The sequence below is a fragment of the Saccharopolyspora sp. 7B genome (assembly GCF_020177435.1).
In the GTDB taxonomy this organism is placed as follows: domain Bacteria; phylum Actinomycetota; class Actinomycetes; order Mycobacteriales; family Pseudonocardiaceae; genus Saccharopolyspora_C; species Saccharopolyspora_C gregorii.
Genome location: NZ_JAIUKC010000033.1, coordinates 1 through 18,416 on the forward strand (window position 1 = coordinate 1; position 18,416 = coordinate 18,416).

General features: G+C 74.6%; 6 protein-coding genes. 3 read left to right on the forward strand and 3 right to left on the reverse strand.

Annotation, left to right across the window (positions count from 1 at the left end):
- Positions 1-1,566 precede the first annotated feature (1,566 nt).
- Both LCD33_RS06890 and LCD33_RS06895 read left to right on the forward strand, forming a co-directional pair.
- A complete protein-coding gene (locus LCD33_RS06890; protein ID WP_224977632.1) occupies positions 1,567-10,506 on the forward strand; it encodes a type I polyketide synthase in 8,940 nt (2,979 codons plus the stop codon).
- Positions 10,506-12,584 (forward strand): type I polyketide synthase, encoded by a 2,079-nt coding sequence (locus LCD33_RS06895; RefSeq protein WP_374108068.1) that lies wholly within the window; start codon positions 10,506-10,508, stop codon positions 12,582-12,584. Before LCD33_RS06890 ends, LCD33_RS06895 begins: the two co-directional genes overlap by 1 nt.
- 299 nt (positions 12,585-12,883) lie before the next feature.
- Here the strand turns inward: LCD33_RS06895 and LCD33_RS06900 are convergent, their stop codons facing one another.
- Together LCD33_RS06900 and pruA are read right to left on the reverse strand one after the other, a co-directional pair.
- Positions 12,884-13,813: a proline dehydrogenase family protein gene (locus tag LCD33_RS06900; RefSeq protein ID WP_224956221.1), complete on the reverse strand. Its 930-nt coding sequence runs from the start codon at positions 13,811-13,813 to the stop codon at positions 12,884-12,886.
- 30 nt (positions 13,814-13,843) lie between these two features.
- A complete protein-coding gene (gene pruA, locus LCD33_RS06905; protein WP_224956220.1) occupies positions 13,844-15,472 on the reverse strand; it encodes an L-glutamate gamma-semialdehyde dehydrogenase in 1,629 nt (542 codons plus the stop codon).
- Between the two features lie 114 nt (positions 15,473-15,586).
- Here pruA and LCD33_RS06910 point away from each other — a divergent pair, with 114 nt between their 5' ends.
- Positions 15,587-17,224: a CdaR family transcriptional regulator gene (locus tag LCD33_RS06910; RefSeq protein ID WP_224956219.1), complete on the forward strand. Its 1,638-nt coding sequence runs from the start codon at positions 15,587-15,589 to the stop codon at positions 17,222-17,224.
- Here the strand turns inward: LCD33_RS06910 and coaA are convergent, their stop codons facing one another.
- Complete coding sequence (coaA, locus tag LCD33_RS06915; RefSeq protein WP_224956218.1) at positions 17,225-18,151, reverse strand: type I pantothenate kinase; 927 nt, start codon at positions 18,149-18,151, stop codon at positions 17,225-17,227. It abuts the gene before it with no gap.
- Between the last annotated feature and the right edge of the window lie 265 nt (positions 18,152-18,416).

An 18,416-nucleotide genomic window follows, 5' to 3' on the forward strand; every position in this document is an offset into this window, starting at 1 on the left:
GGCGCTCGGGTGCCGTCGGGGCGCCGGAGCGGTCCGGGGCCGGGGGCCCCCCCCCCCCCGGCGGGGGGGGGCGCGGCCGGGCGGGCCCCCGCGGGAGTGGGGCGGGGGGGGGGGGGGCTGGGGGGGCCCGCCATAATACGCCCATTAGGGGGGGGTGGGTGGGGGCCGGACCTCGGCCCCATCCCTCCCGTGCTTTCCGGGGCCGGGCGCGGGGCACAGTTCTGGTGGTCTCGGCGCGTGCTCACAGTTGCGATTCCTGCATTCCACTGCTCCGAGATCAACGCCATTGCTCCGTTCGGATCAGCCCCGGTTCGGGAACGGCTCAGAGAATCAGATTCTGCGTTACTGCGAGTTCTGATCGCTTTGGTCCGAATGGTGCACTGGCCGCCTCTCCGCTGGGCTCGCTCACATCTCCGGATGAGGTGCTGATCATCACATGTGAAATGGTGGGTGATTACCCGGATGGAGGTTGCTTCGGTGGGGTCGTGACGGCCGGTGCGCAACAACTCGGACGATAATTTCGTGCTTGACAAATGGGGTAGGCCGATCGAATGATTAGTTGGTGTTCGCAGTTCGTCCAGCGCCTGAACGGGCGGCGCCTGGTCGGACCTGCGGACCCGTGCATCCGCGCTGCTGCGGGTCGATTCGGGTGCGTCCGCTCGCGGTGTGCCAGCCGTTCTCGGCGGCGGAGGGTTGTGACATGTGTGAGAGGGGCTCGCCGAGCCCGCACGGCGGTGTTCCGGGCGCCGCCGGTGGGTGGTGCGGCTCGTGCGGACGCCGCGTGGGCGGGACGAGCGCGCGGTGGCGTTCGTCGGACGGGATTGCCGGAGTTCGTCGTCGTGGATCGTTCACGCTGGTGGGAAAGCTGTCGGGGCTTTCTCCGGGCGAGGTCGGCCCCGTCGGTCCGCCGGGCTCCCGGTCCGGCCGCGCCGGGCCGCTGATGAAGGCCGCGGCGCGGCGGGCGCTCGGGTGCCGTCGGGGCGCCGGAGCGGTCCGGGGCCGGGTGCCGCACGCCCGCGGGCGTGCGGTGCCGCTGCCGGGCGCGCCCCGGCGGAAGTGGTCCGGGCGGTGGGGCGCATCGTTCTCCGCGCAATCATCCGCCATTTCGGCTGCGGTGCCCGCATCGGGACGGGGCCGAAACCCGAATTCGTCCCGGATCGCGGACCGGGAGTCGTCGGCGATCGATTCCTCGAATGGTTTTCCGCTTCTCGATCAGAATGTACTCGTATCGTCGGAGTTCCGCCCGCCGCGATGTCGGAAACCGTTCGACCGGGCCCCGACCAGCGATCTTCGGCCGGAGGGGGAGACGTGCGGGTTGAGCTCTCCGACCGGTCCGATCGCCGTTCCCGCATCGTGTCGTCGCGCGGTTCGGCGCGGCACGTCACCGCCCGATCCTGTGCTCGACTCCTGAAATCGCGCCAGCGGTCGTCGAACACCGCGGGCTGAGAGCGCGTGGTCTCGTGCTGCCACGACCGGGATTCGCCATCCCGGTCGTGGGGCGCGAACGCGCCCGGCCGGTGCACCCAGAGACATCCCTCCTCCTATTCGACAGGGGAACGACCGACGTTGGACCAGACATTCGCGACTCCGCTGCTGTTCACCGGTGCCGACCTGGACTCCGTCCGCGACCGGGCCGCGCGCATCGGCGCGTGCCTGCGGGACCCGGAGCTGGAGCCGCACGACGTCGCCGCGGCCCTCGCGTCCGCCCCGGCGGGTCCCGCCCGCGCCGCGCTGGTCGCCGCCACGCGCGCGGAGGCCGTGCGCGGGCTGGCGGCGCTCGGCGAGGGCCGGCCGTTCCCCGGTCTGAGCACCGGCGTCGTGCGTCCCTCGCCGGTCGCCTTCCTGTTCACCGGGATCGGCGTGGAGTGGGCGGGCATGGCCGCCCCGCTCATCGCCGCGCACCCCGAGTTCGCGGCGGTCGTGGACCAGGTGGACGCGGTGGTGGCGCCCGCGCTGGGCCGGTCGCTGCGCGCCGTCCTCGAAGGCGGCTCGGACGAGGCGGAGCTGCTCCGCCGGATCGACTGGGCGCAGATCGCGCTGTTCACCGTGCAGGTCGGCCTGTGCGCGGTGCTGCGCGAGCGCGGCCTCGAACCGGCGCACGTGCTCGGCCACTCGGCGGGGGAACCGGCAGCGGCGCACGTCGCGGGCGTGCTCGACCTGGACGACGCCGCCCGGCTGCTGGTGGCCCGGGCCCGGCTGATGCGCACCCTGCAGGGCGGCGGCGCGATGGTGTCGCTGCAGGCGGGGGCGGCGGAGGTCGCCGCCGAGCTGGGCGAGCTCGCCGACGAGGTCTCCATCGCCGTCGTGAACGGCCCCCGCGCCACGGTGATCTCCGGAGCCGCCGACCCGGTGCTGGAGGTGGCCGCGCGGTTCGAGGAGCTGGGCCGCGGCGTCAAGTGGCTCGACGTGGACGTCGCGGTGCACTCGAACCGGGTCGACCCGATCCTGGCCGAGCTGGCCGACGACATCAGCGACCTGACCTTCACCGCCCCGCGCGTGCCCGTGGTCTCCGCCGTCGCCGGTGCCGCCGACGACGCGGTCGCCACCCCCGGCTACTGGGTGCGCAGCCTGCGCGAGCCGGTGCGGTTCGCCGACGGCATCGGCTGGCTGCACGGGCAGGGCGTGCGCACCTTCGTGGAGATCGGGCCGGACGCGGTGCTGAGCTCGATGCTCGCCGACTGCGTGCCCGCGCACGACGACGTGGCGGCGGTGCCGCTGCTGCGCAAGCGGCGGCCCGTCGCCGACTCGCTGGCCGCTGCCGCGGCGCAGCTGCACGTGCGCGGCGTCGACCTCGCCCCGCTCGCCGAGCCGCCCGCACCGTCCGGGCACGCGCTGCGGTGCGCGCGGTTCTGGCTGGACGGCGGCCCGCTTCCGGAGGGGCACGCCGAGGCCGAACCGGGCCCGGCCGGGGCCGCCGACCTCGCCGAGCTGGTCCGCGCGCACGCCGCCGGAGTGCTCGGCAAGGCCACCCCGGAGGAGGTCGACGCGACCACCAGCTTCTTCGAGCAGGGCTTCGACTCGGCGGCCGCCGTCGAGTTCTGCGCGCTGCTCAACCGGGACGCGGGCCTCGACCTGCCGGTGGCGGCGCTGTTCGACCACAGCACCCCAGCCGCCCTGGTGGACCACGTGGCGGGGCTGCGCGACGGCGTCCCGGCGGTGACCGGCGCGCGCACCGCGGACCGCACGGACGCCGACGACGAGCCGATCGCCATCGTCGGGATGGGCTGCCGGCTGCCCGGCGGCATCGCCTCGCCCGAGCAGTTCTGGGAGGCGTTGCTGGCGGAGCGGGACGTGGTGTCGTCCTTCCCGACCGATCGCGGCTGGACCGAGGACCTCTACGACCCGGACCCGGACCGCGGCGGCCGGACCTACGCGTCGGCGGGCGGGTTCCTGCACGACGCGGCCCTGTTCGACGCCGAGTTCTTCGGCATCTCCGAGTACGAGGCGCAGGCCATGGACCCGCAGCAGCGGCTGCTGCTGGAGGTCTGCTGGGAGGCCGTGGAACGGGCCGGGATCGTCCCGGAATCCTTGCGGGGCAGCCGGACCGGCGTCTACCTCGGCGCGACCGCGCAGCCGTACGGGCCGGCGCTGGACGAGTCGGCGGGTGCGCTGGACGGGTTCGTGCTCACCGGCACCACGCCGAGCGTGCTCTCCGGGCGGGTGGCCTACCAGTTCGGCTTCCACGGCCCGGCGCTGACCGTGGACACGGCGTGCTCGGCGTCGCTGGTCGCGCTGCACCTGGCGGTGCAGTCGCTGCGGCGGGGCGAGTGCTCGATGGCGATGGCCGGTGGTGCGGCGGTGCTCGCCACGCCGGGGATGCTGGTGACCTTCGCGCGGCAGCGCGGGCTCGCCCCGGACGGCCGGTGCAAGGCGTTCGCGGCGGACGCGGACGGCACCGGCTGGGGCGAGGGCGCCGGGGTGCTGCTGCTGGAGCGGCTCTCGGACGCGCGGCGCAACGGGCACCCGGTGCTCGCGCTGGTGCGCGGCAGCGCGGTGAACTCGGACGGCACCTCGAACGGGCTGACCGCGCCGAACGGGCTGGCCCAGCAGGAGGTGATCCGCTCCGCGCTGGCCGGGGCGGGCCTGTCCGCGTCCGAAGTGGACGCGGTGGAGGCGCACGGCACGGGAACGCGGCTCGGCGATCCGGTGGAGGCGCGGGCGCTGCTGGCGACCTACGGCGCCGACCGCGCCCCGGAACGCCCGCTGCGGCTCGGTTCGGTGAAGTCGAACGTCGGGCACACCCAGACCGCGGCCGGCGTCACCGGGCTGATCAAGATGGTGCTGGCGTTGCAACACGAGGTGTTGCCCCGCACGTTGCACGTCGACGCGCCCTCGCCGCACGTGGACTGGGACGCGGACCGGATCGCGCTGCTCACCGAGCGCACCCCGTGGCCGCGGGGCACCAGCCCGCGCCGGGCCGGGCTGTCCGCGTTCGGCATCAGCGGCACCAACGCGCACGTGATCATCGAGGAGGCGCCGCCGGTCGAGGCCGGGCCCGAACCGGACGACGACGGGGTGGTGGCGCTGCCGCTGTCGGCGAAGACCGCGCCCGCGCTGGCCGAGCAGGCGCGCCGGTTCGCCGCGCACCTCGCCGCCGCGGACCGCCCGGCGCTGCGGCAGTGGTCCCGGGCGATGGCCCGGCGCTCGTCGTTCCCGTGGCGCGCGGTCGCCGTCGGCGGCTCGGCGGCGGAGCTCGTCACCGGGCTCACCGCGCTCGCCGAGCAGCGGCCCGCGCCCGGCGCGTGGTCCGGTCGCGCCCTGGACGGCCGCACCGCGGTGCTGTTCTCCGGGCAGGGCAGCCAGCGCGTCGGGATGGGACGGCTGCTGCACGCCGAGCACCCGGTGTTCGCGGCCGCCTTCGACGAGGTGTGCGCGCTGTTCGACGCCGAGACCGGTGGTGATCTGCGCGCCGTCATCGCCGACGACGAACGCGCCCTCACCCGCACCGGCTGGGCGCAGCCCGCGCTGTTCGCGATCGAGGTGGCGCTGTTCCGGCTGCTGGAGTCCTGGGGCCTGCGCCCGGACGTGGTGCTCGGGCACTCGCTGGGCGAACTCGTCGCCGCGCACGTCGCCGGGATCCTCGACCTGCCGGACGCGGTCCGCGTCGTCGCCGCCCGCGCCCGGCTGATGGAGGCCGTGGACGTCGACGGGACGATGACCGCGCTGGAGGCCACCGAGGACGAGGTCCGCGCGGTGCTCGCCGAGCACCCGGACGGGATCGCCGTGGCCGCCGTGAACGCGCCGCGCAGCACCGTCGTGTCCGGCCGCCGCGAGCTCGTCGAGTCCGTGGCCGGGCGTTTTTCCGCGCAGGGGCGCCAGGTCTGGCCGCTGCGGGTCAGCCACCCGTTCCACACGCCGCTGATGGCGGGCATGCTCGACGAGTTCGGCGCCGTCCTGCGCACCGCGACGTTCCGGCGGCCGAACCTGCCGGTGGTCTCCAACGTCACCGGGGAGCTCGCCGACGAACGCATGTCCGCACCGGACTACTGGCTGGAGCACGTGCTCGGTGCGGTGCGGTTCGCCGACGGGGTGCGCACCGCGCGCGAGTTCGGTGCCCGCACCTTCGTCGAGGTCGGGCCGGGCGCGGCGCTCACCGTGCAGGCCCGCGCGTGCCTGGCCGAGCTGGACCCGGCCGCGGTCGTGGCCGCGACCCTGCGCCAGGGCCGGGACGAGACCACCGCGCTGCTGCACGGCGTGGCGCAGCTGCACGTGGCCGGGCAGCCGGTCGACTGGGACGTCGTCGCGGGCCCGGGCGGCGGCACCGCGCTGCCGCAGCTGCCGACGTACGCCTTCCAGCGCAAGCACTTCTGGCTCACCTCCTCGGGCCGGAGCACCGGTGTCGCCGAGTTCCCGTCCGCGCCGAGCGTTCCCGCCATCGACGGCCTCACCGGCGAGCAGCGGCGCGCCCGGCTGCTGGAGCTGGTGCTGGAGCAGACCGCCGCGTGCCTGGGCACCAGCGAGCGGGACCAGGTGGAACCGGGGCTGACGTTCGCCGAGACCGGGCTCGGCTCCGTCGGGCTGCTGGAGCTGCGGAACCGGCTGGTCGCCGCCACCGGGCTGGAGCTGCCCGCCGCCGCGGCCTACGACCACCCGACGCCGCGCGCGCTGGCCGAGCAGCTGGGCCGGCTCGACCCGGCCGTCCGGCAGCGGGCCGAACCGGTCGCCCGCACCGAGGTCGTCGAGCCGCGGCCCGCCGACGACGGGCCGGAACCGATCGCGATCGTCGGCATGGGCTGCCGCTTCCCCGGCGGGGTCACCACCCCCGGCGAGCTGTGGGACCTGGTCGCCGAAGGCCGCGACGTGGTCTCCGAGTTCCCCACCGACCGCGGCTGGCCGACCGGCCTGCACTCGCCGGACCCGGACCGGCCCGGCAAGACCTACTGCACCCGCGGCGGGTTCCTGCGCGACCCGGCGATGTTCGACTCCGACTTCTTCGGCATCGCGCCGCGGGAGGCGCTGGTCACCGACGCGCAGCAGCGGCTGCTGCTGGAGACCTCGTGGGAGGCCTTCGAACGCGCCGGCATCGACCCGATCTCGTTGCGCGGCAGCGACACCGGCGTCTTCGTCGGCATCACCTATCAGGACTACACGCCGCGCTGGGTGGACCGGCCGCGCGCGGTCCGCGACCACGAGGGCTACCTGCAGAGCGGCACGGCCAGCAGCATCGCGACCGGGCGGCTGTCGTACTTCTTCGGCTTCGAGGGCCCGTCGATCGGCATCGACACCGCGTGCTCGTCCTCGCTGGTGTCGCTGCACCTCGGGGTGGAGGCGCTGCGCGGCGGGCAGTGCGGGTACGCCCTCGCCGGGGGCGCCACGGTGATGCCGACGCCGCAGCCGTTCGTCGAGTTCTCCCGGCTGCGCGCGCTGTCCCCCGACGGCCGGTGCAAGTCGTTCTCCGCGGACGCGGACGGCACCGGTTGGGGCGAGGGCGCGGGCGTGCTGCTGCTGGAACGGCTCTCCGACGCGCAGCGCAACGGGCACAAGGTCCACGCGGTGGTGCTGGGCACCGCGGTCGGCGCCGACGGCGCCTCCAACGGGCTCACCGCCCCCAACGGGCTCGCGCAGCAGCGCACCATCCGCACCGCGCTGCGCACCGCGGGGATCTCCGGCCGGGACGTCGACGTCGTCGAGGCGCACGGCACCGGCACCAAGCTCGGCGACCCGATCGAGGCGCAGGCGCTGGTCGAGACCTACGGCCGCGACCGGGCGCCGGACCGGCCGCTGTTCGTCGGCTCCATCAAGTCGAACATCGGGCACCCGCAGACCGCCGCCGGCGTCGCGGGGGTGATCAAGCTGGTGGAGTCGTTCCGCCACGGGGTGCTGCCGAAGACGCTGCACGCGGACGAACCGACGCCGCTGATCGACTGGCCCAGCAGCGGGCTGTCGCTGCTCGCCGAGCAGCGGTCCTGGCCCGCGACCGACGGTCCGCGCCGCGCCGCGATCTCCGGGTTCGGCATCGGCGGCACCCTCGGGCACGCGATCCTGCAGGAGCCGCCCGCACCGCAGCGGCCCCGCCCGGCCCCCGCCGGTCGTCCCGTCGCCTGGGTGCTGTCCGGGCAGACCGCCGCCGCCCTGCAGGACCAGGCGCGGCACCTGCTGGAGCACCCCGAGCTGGACGCGCACCGGGTCGCGGACGTGGCGCACACCCTCGCCCGGCGCACCGCGTTCCGCTGGCGCGGCGTCGTCGTCGGCTCTTCGGTCGAGCAGCTGCGGGAGGGCCTGGAGCTGCTGGCGCGCGGGTGCACCGGGAACGGCGTGTGGTCCGGGCAGGGCCGCGACGCGCCCGCCACCACCGCGTCCGGGCCGCTCGAAGACCTCGCCCAGCGGCACGTGGACGGCGCGCCGGTGGACTGGACGGCGGTGTTCCCGACCGGCGAATTCCTCGACGAACTGCCGACCTACGCGTTCCAGCGGCAGCGGTACTGGCTGGAGCTGGACGCGGGCGAGCCGAGCACCGGGCACCCCTTCCTGGACGAGCCGATCGACCTCGCCGACGGGTCCGGGGCGGTCGTGAACGGCCGCGTGTCGGTGGCCGCCGAGGCGTGGCTGGCCGATCACGTGCTGCGCGGCGACACGATCTTCCCCGGCACCGGGCACGTGGAGCTGGCGCTGCGCGCCGGTCGCGAGCTCGGCTGCCCGCGCCTGGTCGAGCTGACCCACCACAGCCCGCTGCTGCTGCCCGACGACGGGTACCGCCGCATCCAGGTCTCGGTGGGGGCGCCCGGCGCGGGTCGGCGGCGGCCGTTGAAGATCCACTCCGCGGCGGCGGGCGGATCGGAGTGGACGCTGCACGCCTCCGGTGAGCTCGGCCCCGACGCCGAACCGGTCGAGGTCCCGTCCGTGCAGTGGCCGCCACCCGGCGCGGAAGCCGTGGACGTCGCGGCCATGTACGAGGGCTTCACCGAGCGCGAGTACGAGTACGGGCCCGCCTTCCGCGGCGTGCGCGCCGCCTGGCGCACCGGCGACGAGGTCACCGCCGAGGTGGCGCTGCCCGCCGACGTGGCCCGGGACGCGGGCGAACTGGTGCTGCACCCGGCGCTGCTGGACGCCTGCCTGCACGCGATGGGCGTGCTCGACGACGGCGACGACGTGCGGGTCCCGTTCGCGTGGAGCGGCGTCACCGCAGCGGACGGCCCGCCCGCCGGCGAAGTGCGGGTGCGCCTGACCAAGGTGCGGCCGGACACCGCGACGCTCGTGGTCGAGGACCTCTCCGGGCGGCTGGTGCTGGCGGTGGACGCGCTGACCTTCCGCTCGTTGCAGACCGACCCCGGGGTGAACCTGCGCGACGTGCTGTTCGCCCAGGAGTGGGTGGCCGTCGAACCCGCTTCCTGGCCCGCGTCCGGCCGGCCCGCCGTGGTCGAGGTCGACGGAGATCCGGCGGCCGCGTTCGCCGCGCTCGGCGCGGACGGCGTGCTGCCGGAACTGGTGGCCGTCGCGCTGCCGGAGTTCGGCGCGGCCCGGATCGGCGACGACGGGCTCGCCGCGGCGACCCGCGCCGCGATCGGCTCCGCGCTGGAACTGGTGCGGGCCTGGCTGGCCACGCCCGGCGCCGCGGCCTCCCGCCTGGTGGTGGTGACCCGGGGAGCGGCGGACGTCGGCGGCGGAACCGTCGGCGACGCCGCGCACGCCGCCGCGGCCGGGCTGGTCCGCAGCGCCCAGTCGGAGCACCCCGACCGGTTCGTGCTGGTCGACGTCGAGGAGCACGACGGGCTCGCGGACGTGCTCGCGGAACTGCCCGACGGCGAACCGCAGCTGGCTGTCCGCGACGGCCGCTTCCACGCCGCCCGCCTCGCCCGCACCGCCGGGGGTGGCGGCGACGTCCGGCTGGACGGCGGCACCGTGCTGCTCACCGGCGGCACCGGCGGACTCGCCGCGGAGATCGCCGCGCACCTGGTGGCGGCCTGCGGGGCGACGCACCTGGTGCTGGCCAGCCGCCGCGGTCCGCGCGCCGCCGGGGCCGAGGAGCTGCGGGCCCGGCTGCTGGAGCTCGGCGCCCAGCGGGTCGACCTCGCGTCCTGCGACGTGACCCGGCGCGAGCAGGTCGCGGACCTGCTCGGCTCGATCGACCCGGCGCAGCCGCTGATCGGCGTCGTGCACCTCGCCGGGGTGCTGGCCGACGCCACCGTCGGAGGGATGACCGCCGAGCAGATCGACCGGGTCGTCGCGCCCAAGGTGGACGCGCTGGTGCACCTGCACGAGCTGACCGCGGGTGCCGACCTGCGGATGTTCGCGACCTTCTCCTCCGCGGCCGCCGCCGTCGGCTCCGCCGGGCAGGGCAACTACGCCGCCGCCAACGCCTTCCTGGAGGCGGTGACCGCGCAGCGCCGCGCGGGCGGGCTCGCGGGCACCGCGCTCGCGTGGGGCATGTGGGCCACCGAGGACGGGATGCGGGGGCAGGTCGGCGACGCCGACATCGCCCGGTTGCACCGCTCCGGGTTCCGGCCGATCACCACCGCCGAGGCGGTGACCGCGTTCAGCGCCGGGATCTCCGCGGACCTGCCGGTGCTGCTGCCGGTGCCGGTGGAGCGGGCGCAGTTGCGCAGGCTCGCGGGCAGCGGTGGGCTCCCCGCGCTGATGCGCGGCATCGCCCCCGCCGGTGCCGCGGACGGATCGGCCGCGTCGTTCGCGGAGCGGGTGCGCGGGCTGCCCGGGCAGGCCCGGCTGGCCGCGGTCGTGGACGTGGTCCGCACGCACGTCGCGCGCATCCTCGGGCACGATTCGGGCTCCCAGGTGGACGTGGGCACCGCGTTCTTCGACATGGGCTTCGACTCGCTGTCCGCGGTGGAGCTGCGCAACGAGCTGGCCACCGCCACCGGCACGTCGCTGCCGCCGACGCTGCTGTTCGACCACCCCGACATCACCTCCGTGGCCGAGCACGTGCTCGACCGGCTCGCCCCGGAACCGGCCCCCGCGCCCGCACCGGCGGAACCGGAACCGGTGTCGGCCATCGCGGAGATGACCGCCGACCAACTCGTCGCCATGGCGCTGAAACAAGGTGATCGCTGATGACCGAGCAGCTCGTCGAAGCCCTCCGGGCCGCGTTGCTGGAGAACGAACGGCTGCGCGCCGAACGGGCGCGACCCGCCGAGGAGCCGATCGCCGTGATCGGCGTCGCCTGCCGCTACCCCGGTGACGTGGGCACCCCGGAGCAGCTGTGGGACCTGGTGGCCGGGGAGCGGTGCGCCGTGGGCGACTTCCCCACCGACCGCGGCTGGCCGGCGGACCTGTACGACCCGGTGCCCGGGCGCCCCGGCAAGTCGAACACCGAACGCGGCGGGTTCATCGACATCAAGGGCTTCGACCCGGAGTTCTTCGGCATCGAGCCCGACGAGGCCCGCATGATGGACCCGCAGCAGCGGCTCGTGCTGGAGGCGTCCTGGCACGCGTTCGAGCACGCCGGAGTCGACCCGACCTCGCTGCGGCGCAGCTCGACCGGCGCCTACGTCGGGGTGATGTACAACGACTACACCGCGCGCATCGACGCGGCGGGCCTGAACCACGACGAGAACTACCTGACCAGCGTGACCAGGAGCGTCACCTCCGGGCGGGTGGCCTACGCGTTCGGCCTGGAAGGGCCCGCGGTCACCGTGGACACGGCGTGCTCCTCGTCGCTGGTGGCGGTGCACCTGGCGAGCAACGCGCTGCGCGGCGGGGAGTGCTCGCTGGCGCTGGCCGCCGGGGTGACGTCGATGGCCTCGCCGTCGATGTTCCTGGAGTTCAGCAAGCACGGCGTCGCCGCCGACGGGACCTGCAAGGCGTTCTCCGCCGACGCCGACGGCATCGGCTGGGGCGAGGGCGTCGGGGTGCTGGTCCTGGAGCGGCTGTCCGACGCGCGCCGCAACGGCCGCCGGGTGCTCGCGGTGCTGCGGGGCAGCGCGGTCAGCCAGGACGGGGCGTCGAACGGGCTCACCGCGCCGAACGGGCGCGCCCAGCAGCGCGTCATCGAGGAGGCGCTGGGCCGCGGCGGGCTCACCCCCGCCGACGTGGACGCGATCGACGCGCACGGCACCGGGACTCCGCTGGGCGACACGATCGAAGCGCACGCCCTGCAGGCCGTCTACGGCCGGGGCCGCGCGGCGGAGCACCCGCTGTGGCTCGGTTCGGTGAAGTCCAACCTCGGCCACACCCAGGCCGCCGCCGGGGCGGCGAGCCTGATCAAGATGATCTGGGCGATCCGGGAGGGCGTGCTGCCGAAGACGCTGCACGTGGAGCGGGCCTCCACCGACGTGGCGTGGGACGGCGGGGGAGTGGCGCTGCTGCGCGAATCGCGGCCGTGGCCGGAGGTCGGCAGGCCGCGCCGCGCCGCGGTCTCCGCGTTCGGCATCAGCGGCACCCTCGCCCACGTCATCGTCGAGCAGGCCGAGGAGCAGGACGTGCCCGCGTCGACGGCACCCGCGGGCACCACGCCGTGGCTGCTGCACGCGCGCACCGAGCGGGGCCTGCGCGCGCAGGCGGGCGCGCTGGCCGGGGCGATCGAGGACGCGGGCGATCCGCTGACCGCCGACGTCGCCGTCTCGATCACGCCGCGACGCGGATTCCCGTGGCGGGCGGCGATCCTGCCCCGCAGCACCCCGGACGGGGTGCGCGCGTTGCGGGCGCTCGCCGCGGGCGCGGACTCCGCCGACGTGCCGGTGGGCGACCGCACCGCGCGGGACGTCGTGCTGGTGCTGCCGGTCGCTCTGCCCGGCAAGGCCCAGGTGGAGCTGGCCGCGGAACTCGCCGACTGGGGCGTCCGTCCGAACCACGTGGTCGCCGCCGTCGAGGCGGGGTCGGTGGCGGCGGACGTCGCCGCGGCCGCCGGGCTCGGACCGGACGCGGTCACCACGACCGGTGACTGCGCCGGGGCCGTCCGGGAGCGGACCCGGTCCGGCACCTGCTCGGCGGTCGTGCTCGGCACCGGCGGAGAGCTCGCCGGGAACGCCGACGTCATCGCACTGCCGGAGCACGGCGGGCCCGAAGCGCTGGAACGGGTGCTGGCCTGGCTGCACGTCCGCGGAATCCCCGTCGACTGGCGGCGGACGGGAACCGGAACCCCGATCCCGGTGCCCGGACACCACTTCGCACACCAGGAGTTCTGGGTCTGAAAACGGGTTCCGCCACCCGGTGCCGGGCCTTCAACTCGGTTTGCGTAGCACTCGGGTGGCGGAACCACACTGCTCGTCTTCAACTTGCGCCGCGGGTCGTGTCCGTTGCTCGTCAGCGGCGAAGCCGCTGAGCCGCCGACCACGCACGCAGCAGGACCACCCGCGGGTTCTCAGCGGCCCCCTCGCGAGGACAGCGTTTTCTCATGTGGCGGAGCCACCTGTGAAAACGATCCCGCAGCGAGGGGGCCGCTGAGGTTCCGCCACCCCAGCGCTGCACAAGAGGAGTGGAACAGCATGGATCAGCCGCGGCCGAGCAACGACCGGGCGAAGAACGCCAGGTTCGCCGGACGCTCCGCCAGCCGTCGCATGAAGTAGCCGTACCACTGGTCGCCGTAGGCCACGTACACCCGCAGCCGGTGGCCTTCGGCGGCCAGCCGCTCCTGCTCGTCGGGCCGGATCCCGTAGAGCATCTGGAACTCGAAGCCCTCCGCGGACCGCCCGGCGCGCGCCGCCAGGTCGAGCGCGATCTCGATCATCCGCGGGTCGTGCGTGGCCACCATCGGGTAGCCCGCGCCTTCCAGCAGCACCCGCAGGCACCGCACGTACGACCTGTCCACTTCGGACCGTTCGGCGAACGCGACCGAGGCGGGTTCGGCGTAGGCGCCCTTGCACAGCCGCACCCGGGAACCGGCGGTGGCCAGGTCCCGGCAGTCCTGCTCGGTGCGCCGCAGGTACGCCTGCAGCACCGCGCCCACCCACGGGAAGTCCACCCGCAGGTCCCGCAGGATGCCCAGCGTGGAGTCCGTGGTGGTGTGGTCCTCCATGTCGAGGGTGACCGTGGTGCCCGCCGCCGCGGCGGCCTCGCAGATCAGCCGCGCGTTGTCCAGCGCGATCTTCTCCCCGTCCACCGGCAGCGACTGCCCGACGGCGGAGAGCTTCACCGACACCTCGGCCCGGTCGGCCAGGCCCGCGTCGCCGAGCGAACCGAGCACCGCCCGGTAGGCGTTCACGGTGTCCGCGGCCCGCCCGGCGTCGAGGGTGTCCTCGCCGAGGTGGTCCAGCGTGGTGCGCATGCCGCGCGCCGCGAGCGCGCGGGTGGCCGCGACCGCGTCCAGCGCGGTCGTCCCGGCCACGTACCGGTCCACCACCGGGCCGGTCAGCGGGTTGGATTCCACGATCCGCCGCACGTTCGTGGAACGCGCCGCAGCCAGCAGAGCAGAGCGCAGCATCGGGTCTCCTCAGGTGCGAAGCGGATCGGATCAGTCCATGTGCGGGTAGCCGAGCCCGGTGGGCGCGACGAACGTCTCCTTGATGGCGCGCGGGCTGGTCCAGCGCTGGATGTTGAACATCGACCCGGCCTTGTCGTTGGTGCCGGAGGCACGGCCCCCGCCGAACGGCTGGCGGGACACGATGGACCCGGTGGGCTTGTCGTTGACGTAGAAGTTCCCCGCCGCCTGCCGCAGCTTCCGGTGCGCCAGCTCGATCGCGGACCGGTCGGTGGCGAACACAGCGCCGGTCAGCGCGTACGGGCTGGACGCGTCGACCACGTCGAGGATCTCCGCGTAGCGGGCGTCGTCGTAGACGTGCACCGCGATGATCGGCCCGAAGTACTCGGTGGTGAACACCTCGTCGGCCGGGTCGTCGCAGACCAGCACCGTCGGCTCGACGAAGTAGCCGACCGAGTCGTCGCAGCCGCCACCGGCCAGCACCTCGATCGAGGAGGTGGTGCGGGCCCGCTCCAGCGCGGTCTTGTGCTTCGCGAACGCCCGCGCGTCGATGACCGCGCCGCCGAAGTGGCCGAAGTCGGTGACGTCGCCGAAGCTGATCGTCCGGGTCAGCTCCGCCAGCTCGTCGCGCAGCCCGCCCTCCCAGATCGAGCGCGGCACGTAGGCGCGGGACGCCGCCGAGCACTTCTGCCCCTGGTACTCGAAGGCGCCGCGGGCGAACGCGGTGGCCAGCGGGGCCGGGTCCGCCGACGGGTGCACCACGATGAAGTCCTTGCCGCCGGTCTCGCCGACGATCCGCGGGTAGCTGCGGTAGGAGTCGAGGTTCTCGGCGACGGTGCGCCACAGCTTCTTGAACGTGCCGGTCGAGCCGGTGAAGTGCAGGCCCGCGAAGTCCGGGTCGGCCAGCGCGACCTCGCTGACGGCCTGCCCGTCCCCGGTGACCAGGTTGATCACGCCCGGGGGCAGCCCGGCGGCCTCGAACATCCGCATGGTGAAGTGCGCGGCGAACTGCTGCGACGGCGTCGGCTTCCACACCACGGTGTTGCCCATCAGCGCGGGCGCGGTGGGCAGGTTCCCGGCGATGGCGGTGAAGTTGAACGGGGTGATGGCGGTGACGAAACCGTCCAGCGGCCGGTACTCCATCCGGTTCCACTCGTTCGGCACCGAGGTGGGCTGCTCGGCGAGGATGCGGCGCGCGTAGTGCACGTTGAACCGCAGGAAGTCGATGAACTCGCAGGCCGCGTCGATCTCGGCCTGCTGCACCGACTTGGACTGCCCGAGCACGGTGGCGCCGTTGATGGTGTCCCGCCACGGCCCGGCGAGCAGGTCGGCGGCGCGCAGCAGCACCGCGGCGCGCTCGTCGAACGGGGTGGCGGCCCAGCCGGGGGCGGCGTTCTTGGCGGCGCGCACCGCGTCGGCGACGTCCTCGCGGGTGGCCTGCGCGGAGGTGCCGAGCACGTGCGCGTGGTCGTGCGGCTGCACCACGTCGAAGCGGTCGCCGCCCGCCATCCGCTGCACGCCGTCGATGGTGGACGTGAGGTCGAGGCGCTCGGATTCGAGCTCGGCGATGCGCTTGTGCAGCGATTCCCGCTCGGCGGAGCCGGGGGCGTAGGACTTGACCGGTTCGTTGCTCGGGGCTGGGACGGTGGTGATGGCGTCCATGCCTGTCGCCTCCTCGCGGGTCGGCTGGGGTTCTGGAATACCCAGAACAGTAGGAGCGGGACGGGCCGCTGCGGCTGTACGATCGGCCATCGTTGAGGGGAGCGTGTTGTTCGGTTGGACGAGGACCCGCGTGGCCCGGCCGCGCCCGGAGCGCCGCTGCGGCAGCTGCTCGTCGCCGTCGGCGAACCGCTGATCGACCTGCTCGCCGCCCCGGCCGGCCTGGACGTGGACGTGCGGGACGTGGTGATCGCCGAACCCGACGAGGACGCGGCGGCCAACCCCGGCGACCTGGTGCTGGTGATCGGCGCCCGCGGCCGCTCCGCGCTGCGCCAGGTCCGGTCCGCCGCGCGGGACGGGGCCGCCGCGGTGGCGGTGAAGACCCAGGCCGAGCAGGACGCGGCGGTGCTCCGGGACGCCGCGCTGGACGCCGGCATCGCCCTGTTCGGGGTGTGGCCGGAGGTGCGCTGGGAGCAGCTGGAGTCGCTGGTGCGCACCGTCGTGGACAACGCGCGGCTCACCGTCGAAGCGGACGCGGGGGAGGCGCCGGGAGACCTGTTCGCGCTCGCCCAGACCGTCGCGGCCATGACCGGCGGCAGCGTCAGCATCGAGGACACCGCCAGCCGGGTCCTCGCCTACTCCCGCTCCGACGACGAGGTGGACGAGCTGCGCAGGCTGTCCATCCTGGGCCGCCGCGGCCCGGAGCCGTACCTGGCGATGCTGCGTGAGTGGGGCGTGTACGAGCGGCTGCGTTCCGGCGAGGAGGTCGTGGGCGTCGACGAACGCCCCGATCTGGGCATCCGGCGCCGGATGGCGGTCGGCATCCACGCGGGCGCGCAGCCGCTGGGCACCATCTGGGTGCAGGAGGGGTCCCGTCCGCTGGAGGAGCGGTCGCAGCGCGCGCTGCTCGGCGCAGCTCGGGTCGCTGCCGTGCAGCTGATCCGGCAGCGCGCCGAGGCCAGCGCCGCCCCCCGGCTGCGGGAGAACCTGCTGATCGGGCTGCTCGACGGCAAGGTCGACGCGGCCAGCGTCGCGGGCAACATCGGCGCCGACGCGTCCCGGCCCGCGGTGGTCGTGGTGTTCGCGCTGCGCGGCCGGGCCGGGGTGTCGAACCGGCCGGAGCTGGAGCTGGAGCGCGCCGAGATGACCGGGTTGATCTCGGTGCACGCCGCCGCCTACCGGCGCAGCGCGCTGGTGACGACGCTCGGCTCGCGGGTGTACGTGCTGCTGCCGGACCTGCCGGTGCACGCGCTGCCCGGGGTGCTCGGCATGACCAGGGAGATCGCGGCCGCCGCCGGGCAGCAGCTGCGGGCCGCGGTGCAGGCCGGGGTGGGTTCGGTGGTGGCCGGGCTGGACGAGGTGCCGCACTCGCGCGCCGAGGCGGACCGGGTGCTGGACGCGATGGGCCACGACCTGGACGCGCCGATCGCCACCATCGCCGACGTGCGCTCCCGCGTGGTGCTCAGCGAGCTGCTGACGGTGCTCGGCGGCAACGAGCGGTTCCGCGACCCGCGGCTGGACGCGCTGTTCGCCCACGACGCCGAGCACTCGGGGGCGCTGGCGCGGTCGGTGCTGGCGTACCTGGAGCACTTCGGCGACGTGCGGTCCGCGAGCGCCGCGCTGCACGTGCACCCGAACACGCTGCGGCACCGCATCCGCCGCGCGGGCGAGATCACCGGCATCGACCTCGCGGACCCCGCCGAACGCCTGACGACGCAGCTGCACCTGCTCCTGCACCGCAGGCAGGGCCGTTGATCAGAGCTTGCGCAGCCGCACCCGGTTGATGGCGTGGTCGCCGTCCTTGCGCAGCACCAGGGTGGCGCGCGGCCGGGTCGGCAGGATGTTGTCCACCAGGTTGGGCCGGTTGATGGTGTGCCACAGGTGGTGCGCCTCGGCCCGCGCGTCCTCGTCGGAGAGGCCGGCGAAGTGGTGGAAGTGCGACTCGGGGTCGGCGAACGCGGTGCCGCGCAGCGCCAGGAACCGGTCGGTGTACCAGCGCTCGATGTGGTCGGTGTGCGCGTCCACGTAGATGGAGAAGTCGAACAGGTCGGACACGGCGAGGCTCGGCCCGGGCTGCAGGACGTTGAGCCCTTCCACGATGAGGATGTCCGGCTGCCGCACCACCTGCTCGTGCCCGGGCAGGATGTCGTAGGCGAGGTGCGAGTACACCGGCGCGGTCACCGACTCGGCCCCGGACTTGACCTCGGTGACGAAGCGCAGCAGCGCCCGCCGGTCGTAGCTCTCCGGGAAGCCCTTGCGGTGCATGATGCCGCGCCGGACCAGTTCGGCCTTGGAGTGCAGGAACCCGTCGGTGGTGACCAGGTCGACCTGCGGGTGGTCGGGCCAGCGCGCCAGCAGCGCCCGCAGGATGCGCGCGGTGGTGGACTTGCCGACGGCGACGCTGCCGGCGAGGCCGATCACGAACGGCACCTTCGGCGCGGTCTCGCCGAGGAACGTGGTGGTGCTGTCGTGCAGCCGCTGCCGCGCGGCGACCTGCAGGTTGATCAGGCGGGACAGCGGCAGGTAGACGTCGGCGACCTCGTCGAGGTCGACGGGTTCGCCGAGGCCGCGCAGCGCCTCCAGCTCGGAGTGGGTGAGGGGCAGCGGCAGCGAGTCGCTGAGCTCCCGCCACTGCTTGCGGTGCAGTTCGACGTACGGGCTCAGTTCGCGGACTCGCGTCACGGCGCACACCCCTCGACGTTGAGGACCGGCCGGCTCTCGGCTGCTTCGGCCGGTCCGCACCGGTGCCGCCGAGCTCGACGGCACCGGCAACCCTAGATCTCGGGCCCCCGGGCGCGCTGTGACGCACTGCACCGCACCCGGGGCCGATCAGGTGATCGTCGACTCACCACCCACCGGAGGCCGGGATGACGGCCGACCGTCGAACCTCCCCGGCGGTTCGTGGCTTTGTCCTGTCAGAGGCGAAGCCGCTGAGCGGCGACCCAGC

Excerpts from the sequence above, each read along its gene's own strand:
- LCD33_RS06900 (WP_224956221.1), bottom strand. The coding sequence starts at position 13,813 with ATGCTGCGCTCTGCTCTGCTGGCTGCGGCGCGTTCCACGAACGTGCGG.
- LCD33_RS06895 (WP_374108068.1), top strand. The coding sequence starts at position 10,506 with ATGACCGAGCAGCTCGTCGAAGCCCTCCGGGCCGCGTTGCTGGAGAAC.
- pruA (WP_224956220.1), bottom strand. The coding sequence starts at position 15,472 with ATGGACGCCATCACCACCGTCCCAGCCCCGAGCAACGAACCGGTCAAG.